Consider the following 21745-nt stretch of genomic DNA (forward strand, 5'->3'; position numbering starts at 1 on the left):
CCATTTTGAGTAAAGTAAAAAGGTTCAAAATGGATTTTTCTTAATTATCTTATGTATACTCAAGACAAATTACTGCTTTTCTTAATTCTTTATTGAAGAATAAGTATACACGATCTGCACCATAAGCTTGAAAATAATATTCTGTGACAAATCCAACATATGTAAAGGGATGGCCATATTCATCTTTTGGCACATATAGAAGATTAGTATAGTCAAAAATTTCTTCTTCGTTAACGCAGTCTTCGTTAATTTCCTTTGCTGACACAATATGTAACCATTCGTCCCATTCCGGTTCAATACATTGTAAGTTTATAGGGCAAATGGGTAAAAAGTGTTTTTTATGCAGTTCCAAATTATCATAAAATACTTCTTCATATGCAGGAAACGGTTTTATAAATTGTTTAGAAATATGCATGTTCTGTCCACCTTTATACGAATGTTTTGTTTAATTTCATCATATTATTTGAATTTTTTCTTATTTGAAACTTTAAGATACTCATATTTATCCCGCTATTTGTAGGTGGTAAAACTCCCACCTCTAGGCTGAAGCAAAGAAGTTAGGTGGGAGTCGGGCTAATAATCAGTGGGGGGAACAAAACCTCCACTGATTAAAGTTTCACTTTATGAGAAGAAAGAGTTCGTAAGTAAGGTAGATATCTCATTTTTGAGATTTTATCATATGTCGAACAGACGAGGAGTGAAGTGATACTTCATACTTATAAATCGCTTTACTATATTCGACACATAATGACAACATGCTGTTCGTCCATCTGTTATCATAACATATAGTTTTTGGGAATTTTTATCATTTTTATATTGGGGGAAGGGAATTTATGTTTAAAAAAATTGGGACAATCACTTTAGCAGGGACATTAGCTTTCAGTTTATCGGCATGCGATGAGAAGGAAGAAGTAGCTAAAACCGTATCAAATAATACTAAGGAAGAGCAAAGTAGTGAAAAAAAAGAAGATGCGAAGAAAGAAGATACAAGGGAATATAATGTTGAAAAAACTACTCAAATTAGAGATCAAAAATTAACAGTCCATAAGGTGCAAATAGCACAAGTGGCAGAATATGATAAGCTAGAAAAAGGTAATGAGTTTGTTATTGTTCATGTTACAGTAGAGAATGTTGGTAATCAAAAAGTTAGAATTAACCCATTAGATTTTTACCTTGAAAGAGGCGATGGAAGTGTTGTTGACCATACATTTTCAACTAGCAATAAAAATATTTTTAAAATTAAAGATGTAGATCCAAATGGTAAGTTAACAGGAGCGATAACATTTGAAGCGAAAAAAGGTGATTCTAATCTTCAATTAATTTATAGACCTGATGTTATGTCTAAAGAGGAAGTAAAAGTGAAACTTAAATGATGTATCTCGTAAAAGCCTGATTGGTGTAAACAAGGGCAAACCTATACAAGTTTTACATGAAAACGGTAAGCTTGAATGAAATGACGGTACGGCAAAAAAATATTAGGTTAGATGGTGTGAATTTCAAACATACCGTTTTGGAAAACAAAAATAAATGCATGATAAGGATTAGGCATTGGAGCTTAATCCTTTTTTGTATGGAGATGTAGAGAACGGCAGGTAGACCTGACACTACACGAGTGATGCATTTCGATATAACTTATTGTTTCAAGCTTAAGTAAATTGAGTTGTATAAAAAATGTAATTATCACTTGCATTACTATCACTTGAGTGGTAAAGTGATAGTAAGATTCACGATAGGAAGTGATCAAATATGCGTGATAATACGATAGGATCGTTAATATGGTTACGTTTAATACGATTTACGAACCAAAGTAATCAAATGTCAAATGAGTTTTTAAAACGTTTTGATTTAACAACAGCTCAATTTGATGTGCTTTTGCAAATACGGACATATCAGCCGTTAACACAAATGGAGTTAGCTGAAAAGGTTACTGTTACACAAGGTGGTATTTCTCGAATGTTAACACGCCTTGAAAAAGAAGGCTATATTATACGAAAACAAGATTGGAAAACGAAAACAATTAGTCTTACAGAGCAAGGGGAAGCCGCTTTAGAAAGGGCATTGCCAGAGCAACTTGCATTCCAATCATCATTTTTTGATGACGTATTAAATGAAGAAGAGCAGAAAATACTATACGAGTTGATGACAAAAGTTCACAAACATAGCGAAAAAAAAGAATTACCGAATGAGTAATTTTTTTTTACTCATTCAATTGACTAATCAAGTGATAAAGGGGAGGAAGTTTTATGTATACAATTCCAGGACACCACCATATTTCTATGGTGACAAAAAATGCGAAAACGAATAATGATTTTTATCGAGATGTTTTAGGATTACGACGAGTGAAAAAGACGGTCAATCAAGATAATCCGTTTATGTATCATTTATTTTATGGTGACTTAACAGGTAGTGCAGGAACTGAATTATCATTTTTTGAAATGCCGAACGTTGGCAGAACAATTCGTGGTACGAATGCGATAACGCAAATAGGATTACTTGTACCGTCACTAGAGAGCCTTACTTTCTGGAAAACACGTTTTGAATCATTCGGGGTGACACATGGAGAATTGACAACAAATGCAGGACGAGATGCGCTGCATTTTGAAGATCCAGACGGTCTTCGCTTAGTATTGCTAAATAATAACGGAGAAGAAATACCAGAATTTTGGGCTGCATGGGATGAATCTTCTATAGAGCCAGACAATCGGATTTTAGGTATGAGTACAGTTGAAATGACAGTACGGAGCTTGAATAAATTATCAAAAACATTAACTGAATTGTTTGGTTATAAAGAAGTATCTCGCTCTGATAATGAAGGATTATATCAATCTGTTTCAGGTCAGTCTTTCGGAGAAATTTTAGTAAAAGAGCAAGAGGGAGAAAGAGAGAGACCAGGAAAGGGAAGTATTCACCATTTAGCGATTCGTGTAAAAAATGATGAAGAACTGAACTATTGGAATGAAGCAGTGAAAAATAGAGGTTTTCAGACAACTGGAGTTATTGATCGTTTTTATTTTAAAAGCTTATATTTCCGTGAATCAAATGGAATTTTATTTGAGATTGCGACTGATGGACCAGGATTTACAGTAGACTCAGTAGTTGAAGAATTAGGAAAAGAACTAGATTTACCACCATTTTTAGAAGAACGAAGACAAGAAATAGAAGAGAAGCTAATACCACTTGATTAAAGGAGAGAGCGACTATGGAAAAATACCGCATGGATATAAGTAAAGGAATTGAGTTTGGATTATATTCAATTGGGGATCATATTTTAAATCCGCATAATGGGAAAAAATTAAGTGCAGGGGAGCGAATTCGTGAACTTATTGAAACAGCAAAGTTAGCTGATGAAGCGGGCCTAGATGTATTTGCGGTTGGGGAAAGCCATCAAACGCATTTTACGACGCAAGCCCATACAGTCATTTTAGGGGCCATTGCACAAGCGACGAAAAATATTAAAATTGCAAGTTCAGCAACGATATTAAGTACATCAGATCCAGTCCGAGTATATGAAGATTTCGCTACAATTGATTTAATTTCTAATGGCCGTGCTGAAATCGTAGCTGGTCGTGGATCTCGTATTGGAGGATATAGTTTACTTGGTTATGATGTAAATGATTATGAAGAGCTATTTGAAGAGAAGATGGATCTTTTATTAAAGATTAATAAAGAAGAGAGTATGACATGGAAGGGGCAGTTCAGGGCACCATTGGAACAAGCTTCGATTATTCCAAGAGCGAAAAATAATAACTTACCAATTTGGCGTGCTGTAGGTGGCCCGCCAGCAAGTGCAATAAAAGCGGGGCGCGCAGGTGTTCCGATGATGATAACAACACTTGGTGGACCAGCTATTAATTTTAAAGTATCAGTAGATGCTTATCGGGAGGCGGCTACGCAAAGTGGATTTGATCCAGCGAGTTTACCGATTGCAACAACGAGTTTATTTTATACAGCAGAAAATTCACAAGATGCGTTGAGTGAATATTATCCTCACATAAATGCTGGAATGATAGCGTTACGTGGAGGCGGATATCCGAAGCAACAATTTACAAATGCATTAGATTATCGTGACGCGCTAATGATTGGCAGCCCGCAACAAATTATTGAAAAAATGCTTTATCAATATGAATTATTTGGACAACAACGTTTTATGGCACAAATTGATTTTGGTGGTGTACCATTTGACAAAATCGAGAAAAACATCGAATTAATTGCTACTGAAATTTTACCAGCTGTTAGAAAACATACAGCAAAATAATTTGAAAAATACCGAGAATCAAGCTGATTCTCGGTATTTTTTTATGAATTTATTTAGTTTGAAAAAATGACAAAAAAATGAATTTTTAGTTTGGAGAGAAGGGAGTTATTTTCTATTTTTGAATAACAAAATGATAGGATTGAATTTTTAAAATACATTTTTCTCTTGACAAAATCCAAGCGTTTTTCCTAGTCGTTTACAAGGACATTTTTTAAAAGGGAAGTCAAGTGTATAAAGAGAAAAATAGTACTTTTATTGAAATGAAAGCAAGTTTCACATTCGAAAAATACATTTTAATAATATAAAAAATCTAATTCAAAAAAATGACAAAAGACATATTTCAGACAAAATGATGTCAATAATACGTCAAAAATCATCTGAATTTATTATGTAAGTATATTATACAATTCGATTAACGAATCAAAACACTACAGAAATAGTGGAAAGGTAAATAATAGAAGTGTAATAGTTTGAAAAACTGAAATTTCATATTTTATGAAAATACATACAGGATAATTTTATCTTTTCGTATTTCTTAATAGTCGAGTTCATTAAGATTGCTCAATTAATTTTTATTATAAAAACTATGAAGGAAGTGAGTTTAGCATGGAAACGCTCGAATTGGCACGAATACAATTCGCATCAACAACGATATTTCATTACCTTTTTGTTCCGCTATCCATTGGCTTAGCTTTTATTATTGCGTTAATGCAAACGATGTATGTGGTAAAAGGACAAGAAGTATATAAGAAGATGGCGAAGTTTTGGACACAAATATTCCTAGTAAACTTTGCGGTAGGTGTAGTAACAGGTATATTACAAGAATTTCAGTTTGGAATGAACTGGTCAACATATTCACGTTTCGTAGGTGATGTATTTGGTCCATCACTTGCAATTGAAGGATTATTAGCATTTTTCATCGAGTCTACATTCCTAGGTTTATGGGTATTCGGTGAGGATAAACTACCAAAGAAAGTCCACCTTTTATGTATTTGGCTTCTTTCAATTGGAACGATGCTATCAGCGTTTTGGATTTTAACTGCAAATGCATTTATGCAGTCACCTGTAGGATATGAAATGGCTGCAGATGGACGTGCGCAGATGAATGATTTCTTTGCAATTATTCAAAATCCACAACTATGGGTGCAATTCCCGCATACCATTACAGCGGCACTTGCAACAGGTGCATTCTTTATTGCGGGTGTAAGTGCATGGAAAATTACAAAACAACAAGAGACTGAGGTGTTTAAGAAGTCTTTCCGAGTTTCTATCGTTGTTGGAACAATTTCAACAGCATTGGTATTATTTTTCGGTCATGCACAAGCACAAAATTTAATTAAGACGCATCCGATGAAAATGGCGGCAGCTGAAGCATTATGGAATACGAGTGAGGATCCAGCGCCATTTACAGTATTTGCGAAAATTGATACAGAGAAGAAAGAAAATTCGTTTGAAATTCAAATTCCTTATATGCTAAGTCTATTGTCGTACGATAAATTTAGCGGTCAAGTAGAAGGTATGAATCAAATTCAAAAGCAATATGAAGAAAAGTATGGACCTGGGGATTATATTCCGCCAGTACATACAATGTTTTGGAGCTTTAGAGCGATGGTAATGAGCGGAACGTTCATGCTACTTTTAGGAGCTTACGGATGGTTCTTATCAAGAAAAGATCGTTTAGCTGAAAAAACGTGGTATTTAAAATTAATGGTGTATGCAATTTCACTACCGTTTATCGGTAATACTGTTGGATGGGTTATGACTGAAATGGGTCGTCAGCCATGGGTAGTATTTGGTGTCATGAAAACAGAAGATGCTGTATCACCAAATGTAACATTCGGTGAAGTGTTATTCTCACTTATTTCATTCACATCAATGTATTTAATTATGGGTGGAATTTGTGTTTACTTATTCGTTCGTATCATTAAGGGACATACGAATAAGAAAACGAAAAAGGATAATCAAAGCCATGATCCATTTGATAAGGAGGAAGAGTATGTTATCTCTTAATGAGTTATGGTTTGTAGTTATTGCAATCTTATTTGTTGGATTCTTCGTACTGGAAGGCTTCGATTTTGGTGTAGGAATGGTTTCAAGGTTTTTAGGAAAGAATGATTTTGAAAAACGAGTTTACTTAAATACAATAGGACCGTTTTGGCATGCGAATGAAGTATGGTTAGTTTGTGCTGGTGGCGCTATGTTTGCAGCATTTCCACACTGGTATGCAACTTTATTTAGTGGTTTTTATATTCCGTTTGTATTTATGCTGCTTGCCTTAATATTAAGAGGTGTTTCCTTTAAGTTCCGTGCGAAAATAGATAATCATAAATGGAAAAGTGCATGGGATTGGGGTATGTTTATTGGAAGTATGCTACCTCCTATCCTTTGGGGAGTAGCGATCGCAAACTTTATGGTAGGTGTACCTATTGATGAGAGTAAAAATGTTGTAGGTGGATTCCTGCAATTACTTCATCCATTTGCGTTACTTGGAGGAGTAATGTTCCTTCTACTATGTATTGTTCACGGATTACAATTCCTTACAATACGTACAACGGGTAAATTGAGAGAACGTGCACGAATTGCTGCAATAAAAATTGCGCCATTTTCATTAATTACGCTTCTTATTTTTGCTGGTATTGGGTTATGGAAAACCGATATTTTCACTGCCCATGGCACAGAATGGATTATGGTACCAATTGGAGCTTTTGTAGCATTATTAATGTCTACTTTATTAAATAAAAGAAGAAGAGATGGTTGGGCTTTCTTTATGACGAGTTTAACAATCATTTTACTAAGTGCGAGTGTATTTATCGGTATGTTCCCACGTGTTATGATTAGCTCTTTAGGAGCAATGAATGATTTGACAATTTACAATGCAGCATCAGGAGCCTATGCATTAAAACTTATGACTTACTTTGCGATTGCTATTTTACCTTTCGTTATCGGAAGTCAAATATGGAGTTATTATGTATTTAGACAACCTGTTAAGTCAGACAATGATTTGGAGTACTAATGAAAAGAAAAAGAGGACTTCCGTCTTATCCTGGTAGCCGTATTTTATATGTAGCGTTAACGATGATTAGTATTTTAGAAGCTTTAAGTATTATTGTACAAACAATCTTTTTAGCACGCGCTATTACATTTTTATTTCATGGAGAGACAGTACAAACAGTGTTAAGTGAAATTGTTTATTTTGGTATCTCATTTGTAGCGCGTCAAATATTAGTTCGAACATCACAAATATTAGTGGAACGTTTCGCTGAAAAAACAGGGTCGTTACTAAGAAAACAATTAATAGCGGCATATTTCACATTAGGTCCAAGATATGTCCAAACTGTTGGAACGGGTCATCTGGTTACCTTATCGATTGAAGGGATTGAGAAATTTAAAACATATATTGAATTGACAATCCCTAAAATGATTAGAAGTAGTATCGTTCCGTGTCTAATTGCTCTATATGTTTTTACGTTAGATATTGAGTCTGGAATCATTTTAGTTGTAACGATTCCTATCGTGATCATATTTATGATTCTTCTAGGATTAGCAGCGCAAAAAATGGCAGATAGTCAATATGAGACATATCGTGTACTTTCTAATCATTTTGTAGATACGTTAAAAGGATTAGAAACATTAAAGTATTTAGGGAAAAGTAAACAGCACGAAGGAAAGATTGAAAAAGTAAGTAAAAGATATAGAAAAGCAACGATGCGAACCTTGCGAATTGCTTTTCTTTCTTCTTTTGCATTAGATTTCTTTACGAGTTTATCAATCGCATTTGTAGCAGTTGGGTTGGGGATACGTTTAATAGATGGGACAATTATACTGTTACCAGCCCTTACGATTTTAATTTTAGCACCGGAATATTTTCTTCCAATTAAGCAAGTTGGAGCGAATTATCATGCTACATTAGATGGACAACTTGCGATGGAGCAAATTGAAGGGATTTTACAGCAACAAAAGGCAATGGAAATAAAAGAATCAAATGTAGAAATTACATGGGATTCTTCTAGCAGCATAAAGTTACAAGATATAAAAGTAAATAACGATGAATCTGAAAAGGCTATATTAGAAGGAATTGACTTTACTTGGGAAGGTAACGGTGCTATTGGAATCATTGGTGAAAGTGGAGCTGGAAAATCAACGTTAATCGATGTGCTAGCAGGATTTTTAACGTCATCTAATGGAAAGATGATAGTAAATGGTTTGGAAATTGGTGAATCCACTCGAGAAGATTGGCAAAAAAATATTGCCTATATTCCGCAGCAACCGTATATTTTTCCGCTTTCATTAAAAGAAAATATTTGTTTTTACGAAACAAATACAACGGATGAAGAATTTGAGAAAGTTATTAATGACGTAGGTCTTCGTTCACTCGTTGCATCACTTCCAAATGGGATGCACGAAAGAATTGGAGAAGGTGGACGTATGCTTAGTGGCGGACAAGAACAACGTGTCGCTATGGCGCGTGCACTTTTAAGTAAAAAGCCAATTATTTTATTAGACGAGCCTACGGCACACCTTGATATTGAAACTGAATTTGAAATAAAGCAATCGATGTTACATCTGTTTAAAGGGAAATTAGTATTTCTCGCAACGCATCGTCTGCATTGGATGAAACAGATGGATCATATTCTAATTTTAAATAAAGGGAAAATTGAAGAAAGTGGAACATATGAAGAACTGTTAGAGAATGAGACATTACATTTTCATAGGAAAGAGAGGGGATAGGGATGAGTAGCTGGGTTAAACCTTATATAAAGCGAAATAAAGGTAGAATGACTTTGACTATTTTTCTTGGACTTCTTGGAGTTAGTTCAGGTGCGATGTTACTTTTCATTTCAGGGTATTTAATTTCTAAATCTGCTCTCAGACCTGAAAATGTAATGGTTGTGTATGTTCCTATTGTTGCAACACGTGCGTTTAGTATAGGACAAGCGGTCTTTCATTATATAGAGCGTTTAGTGGGACATGATGTCGTACTGCGCATATTAGAAAAAATGAGAACGAAACTATATAGAATAGTAGAACCACAGGCGTTATTTTTCCGCTCGCGATTTCAAACAGGTGATATGTTAGGCGTATTATCCGAGGATATAGAGCATTTGCAAAACCTATATTTACGTACAATATTTCCTAGTATATTAGCATTAGTTGTTTATAGTATCTTTGTACTTGTTATCGGTGCTTTTGACGTAGTATTTGCACTTATTGCAGGGTGTATGTTGGCTATCATTGTTTTTCTGATTCCGTTTGTATCATTACTTTTAATGAAACAACATCACGTTACTTTGAAGCAAGGAAGAAACCGTTTGTATCAACAACTAACGGATGCTGTTTTTGGATTGTCTGATTGGCAGGCAAGTGGTAGAAAAACTGAATTTATTGATGCGTATGTAGAACAGAATGCTCAGTTATTAAAAACCGAACAGAGAGTGAAAAGCTGGTATCATATTAGAGACAGTATCATTCAGTTAGTAGTGGGTATTGTAGTTATTTCAATGATTATATGGACTGGGAATGAAGCTGCAAGTGGACAGATTGCACCTACAGTTATCGCTGCTTTCGTATTAATGACTTTATCTGTAACAAACGCGCTTATTCCTATTTCAGATGCTATCGATAAAATTCCATCTTACGTGGAATCCGTTCAGCGACTATATAGTGTAGAAAGTGACAACGTTTTGCATGATGGTAATGAGTTGATAGATCAAGGTTACGTTATACCAAAACATGTAGACATTGAGCTGAATAATGTATCGTATAATTATCCGAATAGTAATGAGTCTGTATTAAAAGACGTATCACTACAAATAAAAGCAGGAAAGAAAATTGCTATTTTAGGTAGAAGTGGGACAGGGAAATCTACTTTACTAAAATTGTTAACAGGGGCGTTAAGTCCGGTAAATGGCCAAGTTTTATTGAATGGTGAACAAGCTCATACGAATCTTTTATCCAAATATATTTCTGTGTTAAATCAAAAGCCGCATTTGTTCGATACGACAATTGGAAATAATGTGCGAATTGGTAAACCGGAGGCGAATGATGAAGAGATATGGAAAGCTTTAGAGAAAGCACAATTAGCTCCGCATATCGCTTCTCTTCCAGGTGGATTGCAAACAAAAATGCATGAAATGGGAATGAGGTTTTCTGGTGGGGAAAGACAAAGGGTTGCTTTTGCTAGAACGCTTATGCAAGAAGCACCAATTATTGTACTTGATGAACCAACTATCGGTTTAGATCCAAAGACGGAATTGTCCTTAATCGAAACAATGTTTTCTGCAACTGAAGAAAAGACAGTAATTTGGATAACACACCATCTTGTAGGAATAGAACATGTAGATGAAGTTATATTTCTTGATCGTGGTCAAATTGTAATGCAGGGAAGTCATGATCAATTGCTTAAAGAAAATGAGAGATATCGTATGCTTTATGAGCTAGATAAAGGAATATAATTTGATTATGTATTTATTGTTAAAATAGCTGCACCTTATGGTGTAGCTGTTTTTTTATTAAGAAATATATATTCTTTTCAAGGTATAGATTTATCCGACTATTTGCCGGGCAGTAAGACTCCCGCCTCAAGATTCGGCAGATGCAAGGTAGCTGGGTGAGAGAGAAAGCCCGCTTGGTGAGGACTGATAATCAGAGGGGATGGACAAGCCCCCCTCTGATTAAAGTTTTACTTTATTTAATTATATAGCAGCATGTAACTTATTTTTAGGTTTTAAATTTTGTTGACAAAGGCAATACTGAGCCATAGTGAATGTAAAGTTGGAGGGCGAGTGTATATGTTTGATGAGGATGGGATTGTTTTAATTATGGAACCTGCTGATGAAAGGAACCTGAGGAGATTTATTTTCACAGTGCCAAAGTCAGTTTATGAAAAGAAGGGGCTTTCATTACACTACGGAACAGCTATAGGACAAGGATATATGGATATTATTGAAGATATTATTAGCGTACATATAGAAATAGACGTTGTAACGATAATAGGACATGTAAGAGTGTAAATAGTGATTTAAAAAAGGTTATAAGCCATTTAGCTAGAAGTTGTGAAGGGAAGCTTACAGACAATTATAAAGACAAAGGGGGTCTAAAATGAAAATAAAATTCATTTTATTAGTATTTATAGTTTCTATTGGCTTAATGGGGTGTTCGGTAGTAGAGGAAGGAAAGAATTCTTTAAATTACGCTCAAAAAGCAACAGACTATGTGAATGAAATAAGTGCATTTGCAAATGAAGCTCCAGCGTTAGCAGAACAAGCTGTTAATGATAAAGAAGCTCGTAAAGAATTGGAAACGAAGCTAAATGAAATTAAACAAGATATACCAGCTTTCAATAAATTAACGCCGCCAGATGTTGCGAAGGATCTTCACCAACAAATTGTCGGATATAATGAAAAGTTAAACGCATTAATTGATACATCTATGAAGAAGATAGAAGAAGGGAAAATTGATGTAGAGCAATTTAAAAACTCTGAGCTTATGCAGACGCTAGATCAAGTGCAAGATTTGAAAGATAAGATACAAAATTTAGGGCAATAATAAAAAGCTCCGTTTTTGATAAACGGAGCTTTTTAATGTTTTCTAAGGAGAAAGTTTATTATATTTCCTTCCTATAATATAAGTGTATTTAGACCTTCCATTTTTCTAAAATATGTATTGTTTTATTGGTTGCATCCATCTGCACTTGAATACCTATAGGCATAGTAATCATTGGATGAGTATGACAACAATCAAACTCAGCTAGTAAAGGAATTCTTTGATTTTGTAGCACTTCTAATAGTATTTCGTAAGGTTTTCGATTTGTATCACAATCATCAAATTGCTCATGTTTTCCTAGGATGATACCTGAAACTTTATCAAATACGCCGTTAATCTTAAGTAATGAGAAGCTCCTTTCAATAGTAGCAGCATCTTTTGAACTATCTTCAATAAATAGAATATCTCCTTCTTGAATATGTGGCATATAGGGGCTACCCCAAATTCCTTGTATTGTATGTAAGTTTCCGCCAATAATACGTCCAGTCGCTTGTCCATTTGTTACGGAAATCCAATTATTCGGCCTAAGTTCTTTTTCTTTCGTCTTCTCTTCCCAATTAATAAATTCATCTGACCAAAATAACGGTTGTTTTATGTGATAAGGAAGAGGTGGATCGGTCAGTAATGCTTCTGCAAAATATTTGTATGTGTAATCTACAAAAGGCTCAAACTCCCCAAAGGAAGGAACGAGCGCTGGGCCGTAAAATGTAGGGATTCCTGTTTTTGCATAAATTCCTAGTAATAGCGCTGTTGCGTCTGAATAGCCAATCATTATTTTAGGGTTATTTTTAAAAGCATCATAATCAATATAAGGTAATAACGAATTTGAATTCATACCACCAATTGTGGACATAATGCAAGAAATATTAGGGTTCCTTATTAAGTTATTTAGTTCCTCAGCGCGCTCTTGAATACTGCCAGAACGATAATAATCATATTGACCTGTAAGTGAACCTTCTAATATATGAAATCCTTTCTTTTGTAAGTATGATTTTGCACGATTAAATCTATTTTGGGAAGTATAGGTTACTGGTGAAGAGGGTGAGTATATTCCAATTGTATCGCCATGTTTTAATTTTTTTGGGAGTATCATTTGAATGGATCCTTTCTAAATAGCATTATTGTCTGTAGTTACCATTGAATATTCTTACTTTTTTGTTATTTCCAAGTGTAGCATATATGTAAAAAGAATGGTCTGGAAATAATAATTGTTATAGATGAATAAGTATGCTTTTTGCCTTGACGATATGCAGGAGTTGTTGTTATGGTTAACTGTGATTGTATAAAAGGTTTGCTAAAGGAGTTTTGAAATGAAGCAGTTAAAGTGGGGAAGAGTAACAATCCTATTCATCATTATTTTAGGGATATGTTGGTTCTTATTCCAAGGAACTCAAAAGAGTGCAATACATGTAGAAGGACCACCTTTACAAGTGGCAGAGCTACCTAAAACAGGCTTAACTGAAAAAGTAGTCCCACAAAAGTACATACCACCAAAAATTGATGCAAAAGCGGCTATGGTTATCGATGCGAGTGATGGAGATATCATTTATCAATATAATGAAAATGAAGCTTTTGCGCCAGCAAGTATGTCTAAAATGATGACAGCTTATCTTTTATTAGAGAGTGTACATAATGGGAAAGTTCACTGGGAAGATTCAGTGAAAATGAGTGCGAAAGCGGCACAAACAGAGGGTGCGAGAATTCCGGTACAAGCTAATGACACATTAACTGTTAAAGACTTATACCATGCGTTAATGATTGAGTCGGCTAATAATTCGGCTGTGGCTTTAGCAGAGCATATGGCAAAGACGGAGCAAGATTTTGTTCAGCTTATGAACGCGAAAGCGCAACAGTTGGAAATGTCGGAATATGCTAAATTTGCAAATGCTTCAGGGCTACAAGAGCCTGACGGAAGTGAAACGAAGATGACGGCGGCTGACGTAGCAAAATTAGCGTATCATCTTATAAAAGATTATCCAGAAATATTAGAAGTGACACATTTAAGTCAAAGTCAACTAGCATTTAATAATATTAATGTTATAAGTACAAATGATATGTTAAATAAAAATAATAAAGCTTTATACATAGAAGGAATAGACGGGCTAAAAACAGGATTTACAGATAGTGCAGGGTATTGTTTTACAGGTACTGCAAAACAAGGTGATACTCGAATTATTACAGTTGTCATGGGAACATCAGACAAAACAAAACGTTTTACAGAGACGAATAAGTTAATGTCTTATGCATTTGGATTAGTTAATTAAGTAAAATGCTAAGTAAGAACATTACATAAGAAAGGCAGTTTATTGTTACTTATTTTTGGTAATGATAAACTACTTTTTTATGTGAAACAGTGGGAGAACTTCAAGAAAAATTTGCATTATATAAAGAGAATTTCCAGACTTGTTCTCAGCAATCATCAGGGATGTTCCATAAAGCTGGAAACTTATTGCGCAAATGCTATTTTGATAAACTGGTAGTACTTGCTGGTGAAAAAGAATTTCAATCATTAGAAACTCATGTGAAAATTTATAAATAAAGTATACACCATGAAAGGTGAACAGGAATATGACCTGTTCGCCTTTTTATAAGTAATAAGGATTTTTTTGTTGGACATTTTTCATCAGCTTTTTTAATTCGTTTTTACGTGCCTCAATAACAAATACTTTTTGTAATGTGATAAATGAAACGAATTGAATAAAAGCATAGTAAAGCTCTATATTTTTATTTACGTGATCGTCTATTATGTTTTTCACAAATGTGCCTCCTCTGTTTATTCTAATAAGATTCTCACCTCACTATTCGACCTAATCCGTGTGGGCTAATAATTAATGAGGGGATGAACAAAACATTTATTTGTTAAAGTTTTGTTTTATATACATATAATAATAGGAATATCCTAATAATTCCATGGTAGTAAAAATAAATAGTCAATAGAGTGTGTCTTTTCTTTAAAATAGAATGAAGTTTTGTGAACTAAATCTTACAATTCGTCAAATTATTTCAAAATCTTATATAGTATAGAAAATTAGTTTTCTAAAAATATTATACTATTGATAAACAAAGTGTTTTTTGACATGATAAGGGTACACTGCATGTAAGTAACTTTATAAGGAAACACACACTTTGTTTTGCATTAGGTTAATAGAATTTTTTATAGTAAATAGAATATGTAGATTTTATATTGAAATAATGAATAAAATGTCGAATTTTAATTTGATACATAAGAAATTTGAAAAAATCGTTGCAAAAACACCGTGTTTAATGGTAAAGTTCACATGAAGTTCACACGGAGTTCACTTCTTTCGTTTAAAATGACTACGTGTGAAAAATAAAACTCTTGCTAAAAAATGGAACTTGATGAATATTTTACTTTGATAATATTGTAAAGTATTAAGTTTATAAGTTTTTTTTAAGAGGATAGTAGGGAAAGGAAGTAAAGACAACTTATGAAAAAAATAATTGCAGGTTTAGCAGCAGCTTCAGTAGCAGGTGTTGCAGTTCCAGGTATGGATTCTGCTCATGCACAAGTTTCAAACGAAGCGCTAAAAGAAATTAATGGACAAAATCAAACGACTGTAACTGAAACGACTGGTACTGAAACAAAAACCGTAGAAACAACTTCTGAATTAAAATACACAGTAACAGCTGATGTATTAAATGTTCGTTCAGGTGCTGGTACAGGACATGACGTTATTTCTAAAGTAAAAGAAGGTCAAGTACTACAAGTAATTGGACAAGAAAATGGTTGGTTAAAAGTTAATGTAAATGGCCAAACAGGTTATGTAAGTGGGGACTTCGTAACAAAAGGTGGTAATAAAGGAACAACTGTTCAACAAGGAACAGGTACTTACACAGTAAACGTTTCTTCACTTAATGTACGTACAGGCCCAAGTACTTCTCATACAGTATTAGGTTCTGTAAATAAAGGTAAAACAGTACAAGTTGTTGGTGAAGTGCAAGATTGGTTTAAAATCAACTTCAATGGTGGAACTGGATACGTAAGCAAAGACTTCGTAACAAAAGGTGGTTCTGCTGTTTCTAACGAAACACAACAACCAACTACAAACAACAACAATACTACTACAGTTCAAACTGGTGGTTCTTATGTTGTTAACACGGGTGCTTTAAAAGTACGTACAGGCCCAGCTACATATAACGCTGTAATTGGTGGAGTAACGAACGGTACAGTATTAAACGTTACTGGCGCTGAAAACGGTTGGTACAAAATTAACCATAACGGCCGCACAGGTTACGTAAGTGCAGACTTTGTTAAGTTTGTAAAAGGCGGAGTAAACAACGTTACTAATAACAATAACGTTCAAAAACCAGTTAAAGAAGTTCAACAACCAACAACTGGTGGAGATACATCTTCAATCGCTGGATTCGCTAGATCATTAAATGGTTCACCATACAGAACTGCTGGTACAACACCTGCTGGTTTTGACTGCAGTGGATTCATTCACTACGTATTAAATCAAACTGGTCATACAGGCGCTCGTCAAACAGTTGCTGGATACTGGAGCTCTAAAACAAAAACTAGCAATCCACAACCAGGTGATTTAGTATACTTCCAAAATACTTATAAATCAGGTCCTTCTCACATGGGTGTTTACTTAGGAAACGGTCAGTTCATTAGTGCAGAAACTGATGAAACTGGTGTACGTATTAGTTCAGTAAACAACTCTTACTGGAGCAAGCACCTATTAGGTTACACAAAAGCATACTAAGAAAAAGTATTTTATACTTTTCGTATAGAGAAAAGGCTTTCCAGGGAAACTTGGGAAGCCTTTTTCATATTTTGATAACCTGACAGTATAGTAGTATTTATTTCAATTTCCCATGCAAAAACTTAGCATATAAATCATGAAAATAGTTTGGTCGAAATAAGTTTGCTGCATGTCCTGCTAATGGGATTTCTTTATATAAAACGTTTGGGAGAATGGACTTTAAATCAAAGAGACAAGATTTATAAAGATGGTCATGTTCGCCCATTACCCATAATATAGGATGAGGAAGTGCTTTTAATTTAGACTTCAAGTCGAATTCTAAGCGATGCCGTAATGACTCAGCAATAATCGATGAGTGTAATTGTAATCCGAAACGGTAATAAATATTTCGTGAAATAATCGCGAACGGATTTGCCTTTAATATCCCACTTGGAAAAATAGTATTGGCATACTGAGAAAGCCAAGTTGAATATTCATCTCCACGCTTTTCCCAAAAATTTTTAAATACGCTATATAAACGGGAAGGGTTATTATAATGTCCACCAATATGACAAATACTTAATACTTTTTCTGGATGCATTTGTGCAAATGTCGTAGAGATATAACAGCCATAGCTTAGAGCACAAATATGAGCCTCTTTAATTCCCTCTTGTTCATACAAGTTCAATAATTGATCTACGAGGCGCTGCAATGAAAATTCGATAGCTGCTCCCTTATCGTCGCCGTGACCTAATAAGTCATAAGTTATAATGTTGTAGGATGTGGAAAATCGTTTATGCTCTTTTTTGAAGGCGCGGCGATTTCCAACTAATCCATGAATAAAAATGATTGTTTCCTTTTCAGGATGTTTATGTGTTTGCAACAATGATACCCCTTTCAATAACTGGAGGTTTATTTAGTAGTTTAAATTGGCTAAAATCCGTTATATATATTCTATGCGTAGTCTATCATTCACATAGAATAATAATAAGTACCAGGTAATAATATCAGATATTTATAGTTGTTGTAAAGATGAGTTTAAATGTATATTTTGTAAAAATAGAGGAATGGTGTTTACATTCAGTTTACATTTATATCGTATTCTAGTTTTAGAAAGAACAGTTTGGTTTAACATGAGGAGATGAACATGAATGGAAGTTAGAAATGAAGTGAAGAAAAAAGGGAGTGGGAGGCAGTTTTTACACCTTATTCGAGATACAAACCCTCCGAAAGGAATTCTTGTTTTTGCGTTATTAATGAGTTTGCTTTCTACAGGAGCGAGTTTATTTATACCGATGTTAACAAAGGGGTTAGTAGATAATTTTTCGCTTTCTTCAATTAGTACAGGACAAATTGTTGGGCTAGTTGCCTTCTTTATAATGCAAACTATCGCTGCGGGATTGTCTATTTATTTGCTGAATTATATTGGGCAGAAAATTGTAGCTGGACTTAGAGAACGATTATGGAAAAAAGTACTCATTCTACCGGTATCTTATTACGATCAAAATAGAACAGGCGATACAATAAGCCGAATGACAAATGATACAGGTGTTGTGAAAACATTAATTTCTGAACACTTGTCAAACTTGTTAACAGGCGGTATCTCCATTGTTGGATCATTAATTGTATTATTTGTTTTAGATTGGAAAATGACAGCATTACTGTTAACGGTTATTCCATTATCCGTACTAATCTTAGTTCCACTTGGCCGTAAAATGTATAAGATTTCTAAAACACTTCAAGATGAAACAGCTTCTTTCACAAGTGTATTAACACAAGTGTTATCAGAAATTCGTCTAGTGAAATCTTCAAATACCGAAGCAAAAGAATATGAAAATGGTAATACAGGTATTCAAAAATTATTACAATTTGGTTTGAAAGAAGGAAAAGTGCAAGCTTTAATTTCGCCAGTTATGTCGTTTGTATTAATGGCACTACTTGTTATTATTGTAGGATATGGTGGAATGCGCGTTTCTAGCGGTGCTTTAACAACAGGGGAACTAGTAGCGTTTATTTTGTATTTAGTTCAAATTATAATGCCAATGAGTCAGTTATCTATGTTCTTTACACAATTCCAAAAGGCAATTGGTGCAACGGAAAGAATTAATACGATTTTAGAATATGAAGTAGAAGACCATGTAAATGGTGTGCAGGTTGTAAATGCTAAGCAACCGATAGTTCTTGAAAATGTACATTTCGAGTATAACGAAGAAGAACAAGTCTTAAAAAATATCGATTTCACAATTGAATCAGGAAAAGTAACAGCGATTGTAGGGCCAAGTGGTAGCGGGAAAACAACGTTATTCTCATTATTAGAACGTTTTTATGAGCCAACTAGTGGTGCCATTAAATTAGGAAAAGAATCAATTACGAGCTATTCCTTACAGTCATGGCGACGTCAAATCGGTTACGTTTCACAAGATAGTCCGTTAATCGATGGAACGATTCGTGATAATATTTGTTACGGAGTTGAAGGCGAAGTGACTGATGAAGAAATTGAAAAAGTAGCAGCAATGGCATATGTTGATGCATTTATTCATGATTTGCCAAACGGATATGCAACAGAAGTTGGAGAACGTGGTATAAAACTTTCAGGAGGACAAAGACAAAGAATCGCGATTGCCCGGGCATTACTTCGAAATCCACAAATTCTTATGTTAGACGAAGCGACTTCAAGTTTGGATAGTAAATCAGAGTCTGTCGTTCAAAAGGCATTGAATAACTTAATGAAAGGCAGAACAACTTTAGTTATTGCACATAGACTTTCTACTGTTGTAGATGCAGATAAAATTATCTTTATTGAAAAAGGGAATCTTACAGGTAGTGGATCGCATGATGAATTATTACGTACACATGACATGTATCGTGAATTTGCAACACAGCAATTGAAAATTAAAGAGGGCGCATTATAAAGTGAATAATCAGTGGGGATTGTACTTCACTGATTATTCCGTTTTAAAGAGCTATATAAAGGACGTTAAATAGAAAGGGAATGGTTCCTTTGATACCTAAAATTTTAATAGTAGACGATGATCCGCACATTAGGGAACTCGTTTCTGTATTTTTAGAGCGAGAAGGTTATCAAACATTTGAGGCGATTGATGGACTAGATGCACTTCGAAAAATAGACGAAGTGAAAGTTGATATGGTTATTCTTGATATTATGATGCCGAATATGGATGGATTTGATGTATGTTTTGAATTAAGAAAATACTATGATATTCCGATTTTGATGCTAACTGCTAAAGGTGAAACGTCGCAAAAAGTAAAAGGGTTTCACCTCGGAACTGATGATTATCTTGTAAAACCATTTGACCCTTTAGAATTAGTTGTGAGAGTAAAGGCATTATTGAAACGTTACCAAATTGCAGTATCGCAATCGATTCAAGTTGGAGACGTATTATTAAATCGTAAAACATTTGAAGTTACACTTGGAGAACAGACCATTATGTTGCCGCTAAAAGAATTTGAGTTACTCTTTACATTAGGATCTAAAGCTGGAAGGACTTGTTCAAGAGAGCAATTAATTGAAGGTATCTGGGGATATGATTTTGAAGGGAATGAACGTACACTAGACGTTCATATTAATCGGTTACGTGAGAAGTTTCAAGAAGAGAGTTCGAAGTTTAGTATTAAGACGATAAGAGGATTAGGGTATCGATTAGAGGTAAGTAAATGAGAAGAATAGAACGAATGAGTAAGTTGAAGATGCTGAAAGTAATTGGAGCAGTAATAGCACTCTTTTCTTTTCTTACTATAATCTGGTCTATCGCATTTTTTGTATCATCTAGTGTATTGAAAGCTCTTGAGATAAACGTATCGCCTTTTGTTACTTTTTTAATTAGTAATATGGCCGGATTTGTATTTATTGTTCTTATTTGGACATTGATTGGAATATTAATGAGACCAAAACGAGAGGCGATGATTTGGACTATTATTGAACCGATACAAAAAATTGCAAAAGGAGATTTCTCCGTAAAAATACGAAATGAAGAAAAGTATGATGGAGAAATTGGTGTACTCGTAAAAAGTATAAATGATATGACAGATGAACTGAATGCAATGGAGAAAATGAGGCAAGAATTTGTATCGAATGTTTCTCATGAAATACAGTCGCCATTAACATCTATAAAAGGATTTGCTAGAGCGCTACAAGATAATAATCTTTCTGAAGAAAAAAGAAAGCATTATCTTACTATTATTGAAACGGAAACAACGAGATTATCTAAACTGAGTCAAAATTTACTGAAGCTAACTCTCTTAGAATCAGAAGAGTATATACCAGAAAGAGTGACTTATCGATTAGATCAACAGTTAAAGCAAATTGTGTTAAATAGTGAACCACTCTGGGCTGAAAAAGAAATTGAGTTAGAACTTGATTTAGAAAAAGTGCAAATTACTGCCGACCAAGAAAGTATGAGTCAAGTGTGGATTAATTTAATTCATAATAGTATTAAATTTACTCCAAGTGGTGGTACGATTACAATTCAGTTAAAAGAACATGAGGAATTAGTGGAAGTACGTATTCATGATAATGGAATTGGTATATCAGAGGAACAGAAGCAGCATGTTTTTGAACGTTTTTACAAAGCAGATTCTTCACGGAATCGCGCTCATGGAGGTAGCGGATTGGGATTGGCGATTGTAAAAAAAGTAGTGGATCTTCATCAAGGGGAAATAAAAGTCGAGAGTGAAGAAGGGAATGGTACAGGATTTATTGTGCGTATTCCGAATTATGATGAAAAATAGTGTTAGGGAAGTTTCCCCATACCCATGAACCTAAAGAATCAAAATCCCTCCATAACTAAATTTCTATTCATTATTGACTACTGATAATGATGGGTTATGTTAATTAGAATATTTCAGATTGTTAAAGAGTACATTTGAAAAATAGGTTTAAGTTGATAATTTTATAAAATAAAAGAAGGCGTTCCATATTTGGAATGCCTTTTCGTGATGTTTTGTTGCTAATGTGGGTTGTTAAGTTATTTCTATTCGCTTACTCCTCGTTTTTTCTTGATGAGGAGTAATTGGCGCATTTGAAATATGGTGGAGGAACAAAGAAGGGTACACATTGGATATTCACCTTCGTAAAAAACGAGATCATCAGGCCGTATATGCCTTTATGAAAAGACACTCATTAAAGAAATTTACCTAGTTATTAAAATTTGCCAAATCCTTTTCTTACATAAGTATCAATTGATATGCCTATTTTAAAAAGGTACATCTAATATTTTTT

At 34.3% G+C, this 21745-nt stretch carries 19 protein-coding genes and 2 pseudogenes; 17 read left to right on the top strand and 4 right to left on the bottom strand.

What is annotated here, in order from left to right; all coding sequences use genetic code 11:
- Nucleotides 1-49 precede the first annotated feature (49 nt).
- On the bottom strand, nt 50-415 hold the full coding sequence (locus tag COI75_RS02215; protein WP_000548207.1) for a hypothetical protein: 366 nt from the start codon (nt 413-415) through the stop codon (nt 50-52).
- A 418-nt stretch (nt 416-833) separates the two neighbouring features.
- Between COI75_RS02215 and COI75_RS02220 the strand changes: the two genes are divergently transcribed.
- From COI75_RS02220 to COI75_RS02265, 10 genes are all read left to right on the top strand, one after another.
- Nucleotides 834-1373 carry a DUF4352 domain-containing protein gene (locus COI75_RS02220; RefSeq protein ID WP_000473359.1) on the top strand — a complete coding sequence of 180 codons (540 nt, stop codon included), beginning with the start codon at nt 834-836 and terminating at the stop codon, nt 1371-1373.
- Nucleotides 1374-1746: 373 nt separating this feature from the next.
- A complete protein-coding gene (locus COI75_RS02225) occupies nt 1747-2190 on the top strand; it encodes a MarR family winged helix-turn-helix transcriptional regulator (protein ID WP_001205512.1) in 444 nt (147 codons plus the stop codon).
- A gap of 53 nt (nt 2191-2243) precedes the next feature.
- Nucleotides 2244-3185 carry a ring-cleaving dioxygenase gene (locus COI75_RS02230; protein ID WP_000288046.1) on the top strand — a complete coding sequence of 314 codons (942 nt, stop codon included), beginning with the start codon at nt 2244-2246 and terminating at the stop codon, nt 3183-3185.
- 14 nt (nt 3186-3199) lie between these two features.
- Complete coding sequence (locus tag COI75_RS02235; protein WP_000417561.1) at nt 3200-4255, top strand: LLM class flavin-dependent oxidoreductase; 1056 nt, start codon at nt 3200-3202, stop codon at nt 4253-4255.
- Between the two features lie 606 nt (nt 4256-4861).
- Entirely contained in the window at nt 4862-6265 is a 1404-nt protein-coding gene (gene cydA / locus COI75_RS02240) for a cytochrome ubiquinol oxidase subunit I (RefSeq protein ID WP_000448896.1), read from the top strand.
- A complete protein-coding gene (gene cydB / locus COI75_RS02245; RefSeq protein WP_000950093.1) occupies nt 6252-7268 on the top strand; it encodes a cytochrome d ubiquinol oxidase subunit II in 1017 nt (338 codons plus the stop codon). Before cydA ends, cydB begins: the two co-directional genes overlap by 14 nt.
- Nucleotides 7268-8983 carry a thiol reductant ABC exporter subunit CydD gene (cydD, locus tag COI75_RS02250; RefSeq protein ID WP_098448211.1) on the top strand — a complete coding sequence of 572 codons (1716 nt, stop codon included), beginning with the start codon at nt 7268-7270 and terminating at the stop codon, nt 8981-8983. Before cydB ends, cydD begins: the two co-directional genes overlap by 1 nt.
- Nucleotides 8984-8985: 2 nt before the next feature.
- Entirely contained in the window at nt 8986-10707 is a 1722-nt protein-coding gene (gene cydC, locus COI75_RS02255) for a thiol reductant ABC exporter subunit CydC (RefSeq protein ID WP_098448212.1), read from the top strand.
- A 336-nt stretch (nt 10708-11043) separates the two neighbouring features.
- The gene (locus COI75_RS02260) at nt 11044-11265 is read left to right on the top strand and encodes a hypothetical protein (RefSeq protein ID WP_000459108.1); all 222 of its coding nucleotides are present in this window, start codon (nt 11044-11046) and stop codon (nt 11263-11265) included.
- A gap of 88 nt (nt 11266-11353) precedes the next feature.
- Nucleotides 11354-11800 (top strand): DUF6376 family protein, encoded by a 447-nt coding sequence (locus COI75_RS02265; protein WP_000693613.1) that lies wholly within the window; start codon nt 11354-11356, stop codon nt 11798-11800.
- 88 nt (nt 11801-11888) lie between these two features.
- Here COI75_RS02265 and COI75_RS02270 read toward each other — a convergent pair whose 3' ends face one another.
- Nucleotides 11889-12890, bottom strand: coding sequence for a S66 family peptidase (locus COI75_RS02270; protein WP_098448213.1), 1002 nt, complete (start codon nt 12888-12890; stop codon nt 11889-11891).
- A 217-nt stretch (nt 12891-13107) separates the two neighbouring features.
- Between COI75_RS02270 and COI75_RS02275 the strand changes: the two genes are divergently transcribed.
- Together COI75_RS02275 and COI75_RS27745 are read left to right on the top strand one after the other, a co-directional pair.
- Complete coding sequence (locus COI75_RS02275; RefSeq protein WP_000811561.1) at nt 13108-14061, top strand: D-alanyl-D-alanine carboxypeptidase family protein; 954 nt, start codon at nt 13108-13110, stop codon at nt 14059-14061.
- Between the two features lie 83 nt (nt 14062-14144).
- Nucleotides 14145-14225: pseudogene (locus tag COI75_RS27745) on the top strand (nitroreductase family protein); the annotation flags it as partial.
- Between the two features lie 157 nt (nt 14226-14382).
- On the opposite strand, the gene COI75_RS02285 reads toward COI75_RS27745, so the two are convergent.
- Entirely contained in the window at nt 14383-14580 is a 198-nt protein-coding gene (locus COI75_RS02285; protein ID WP_232288634.1) for a DNA mismatch repair protein MutT, read from the bottom strand.
- Nucleotides 14581-15246: 666 nt separating this feature from the next.
- On the opposite strand from COI75_RS02285, the gene entFM reads away from it, so the two are divergent.
- Nucleotides 15247-16527 carry an enterotoxin EntFM gene (entFM, locus tag COI75_RS02290; RefSeq protein ID WP_098448214.1) on the top strand — a complete coding sequence of 427 codons (1281 nt, stop codon included), beginning with the start codon at nt 15247-15249 and terminating at the stop codon, nt 16525-16527.
- A gap of 97 nt (nt 16528-16624) precedes the next feature.
- On the opposite strand, the gene COI75_RS02295 is transcribed toward entFM, so the two are convergent.
- Nucleotides 16625-17389 carry an alpha/beta fold hydrolase gene (locus COI75_RS02295; protein ID WP_001193080.1) on the bottom strand — a complete coding sequence of 255 codons (765 nt, stop codon included), beginning with the start codon at nt 17387-17389 and terminating at the stop codon, nt 16625-16627.
- A 268-nt stretch (nt 17390-17657) separates the two neighbouring features.
- Here COI75_RS02295 and COI75_RS02300 point away from each other — a divergent pair, with 268 nt between their 5' ends.
- The 4 genes and pseudogenes from COI75_RS02300 to COI75_RS27175 form a co-directional block, all read left to right on the top strand.
- Nucleotides 17658-19418, top strand: coding sequence for an ABC transporter ATP-binding protein (locus COI75_RS02300; RefSeq protein WP_000453901.1), 1761 nt, complete (start codon nt 17658-17660; stop codon nt 19416-19418).
- Nucleotides 19419-19507: 89 nt separating this feature from the next.
- Nucleotides 19508-20185 carry an envelope stress response regulator transcription factor HitR gene (gene hitR, locus COI75_RS02305; protein WP_000612417.1) on the top strand — a complete coding sequence of 226 codons (678 nt, stop codon included), beginning with the start codon at nt 19508-19510 and terminating at the stop codon, nt 20183-20185.
- On the top strand, nt 20182-21255 hold the full coding sequence (gene hitS, locus COI75_RS02310) for an envelope stress sensor histidine kinase HitS (protein WP_001252683.1): 1074 nt from the start codon (nt 20182-20184) through the stop codon (nt 21253-21255). Before hitR ends, hitS begins: the two co-directional genes overlap by 4 nt.
- A 307-nt stretch (nt 21256-21562) precedes the next feature.
- A pseudogene (locus COI75_RS27175) lies at nt 21563-21640 on the top strand (IS6 family transposase); the annotation flags it as partial.
- Nucleotides 21641-21745 lie beyond the last annotated feature (105 nt).

The sequence above is a fragment of the Bacillus cereus genome, assembly GCF_002564555.1.
GTDB lineage: Bacteria > Bacillota > Bacilli > Bacillales > Bacillaceae_G > Bacillus_A > Bacillus_A cereus_K.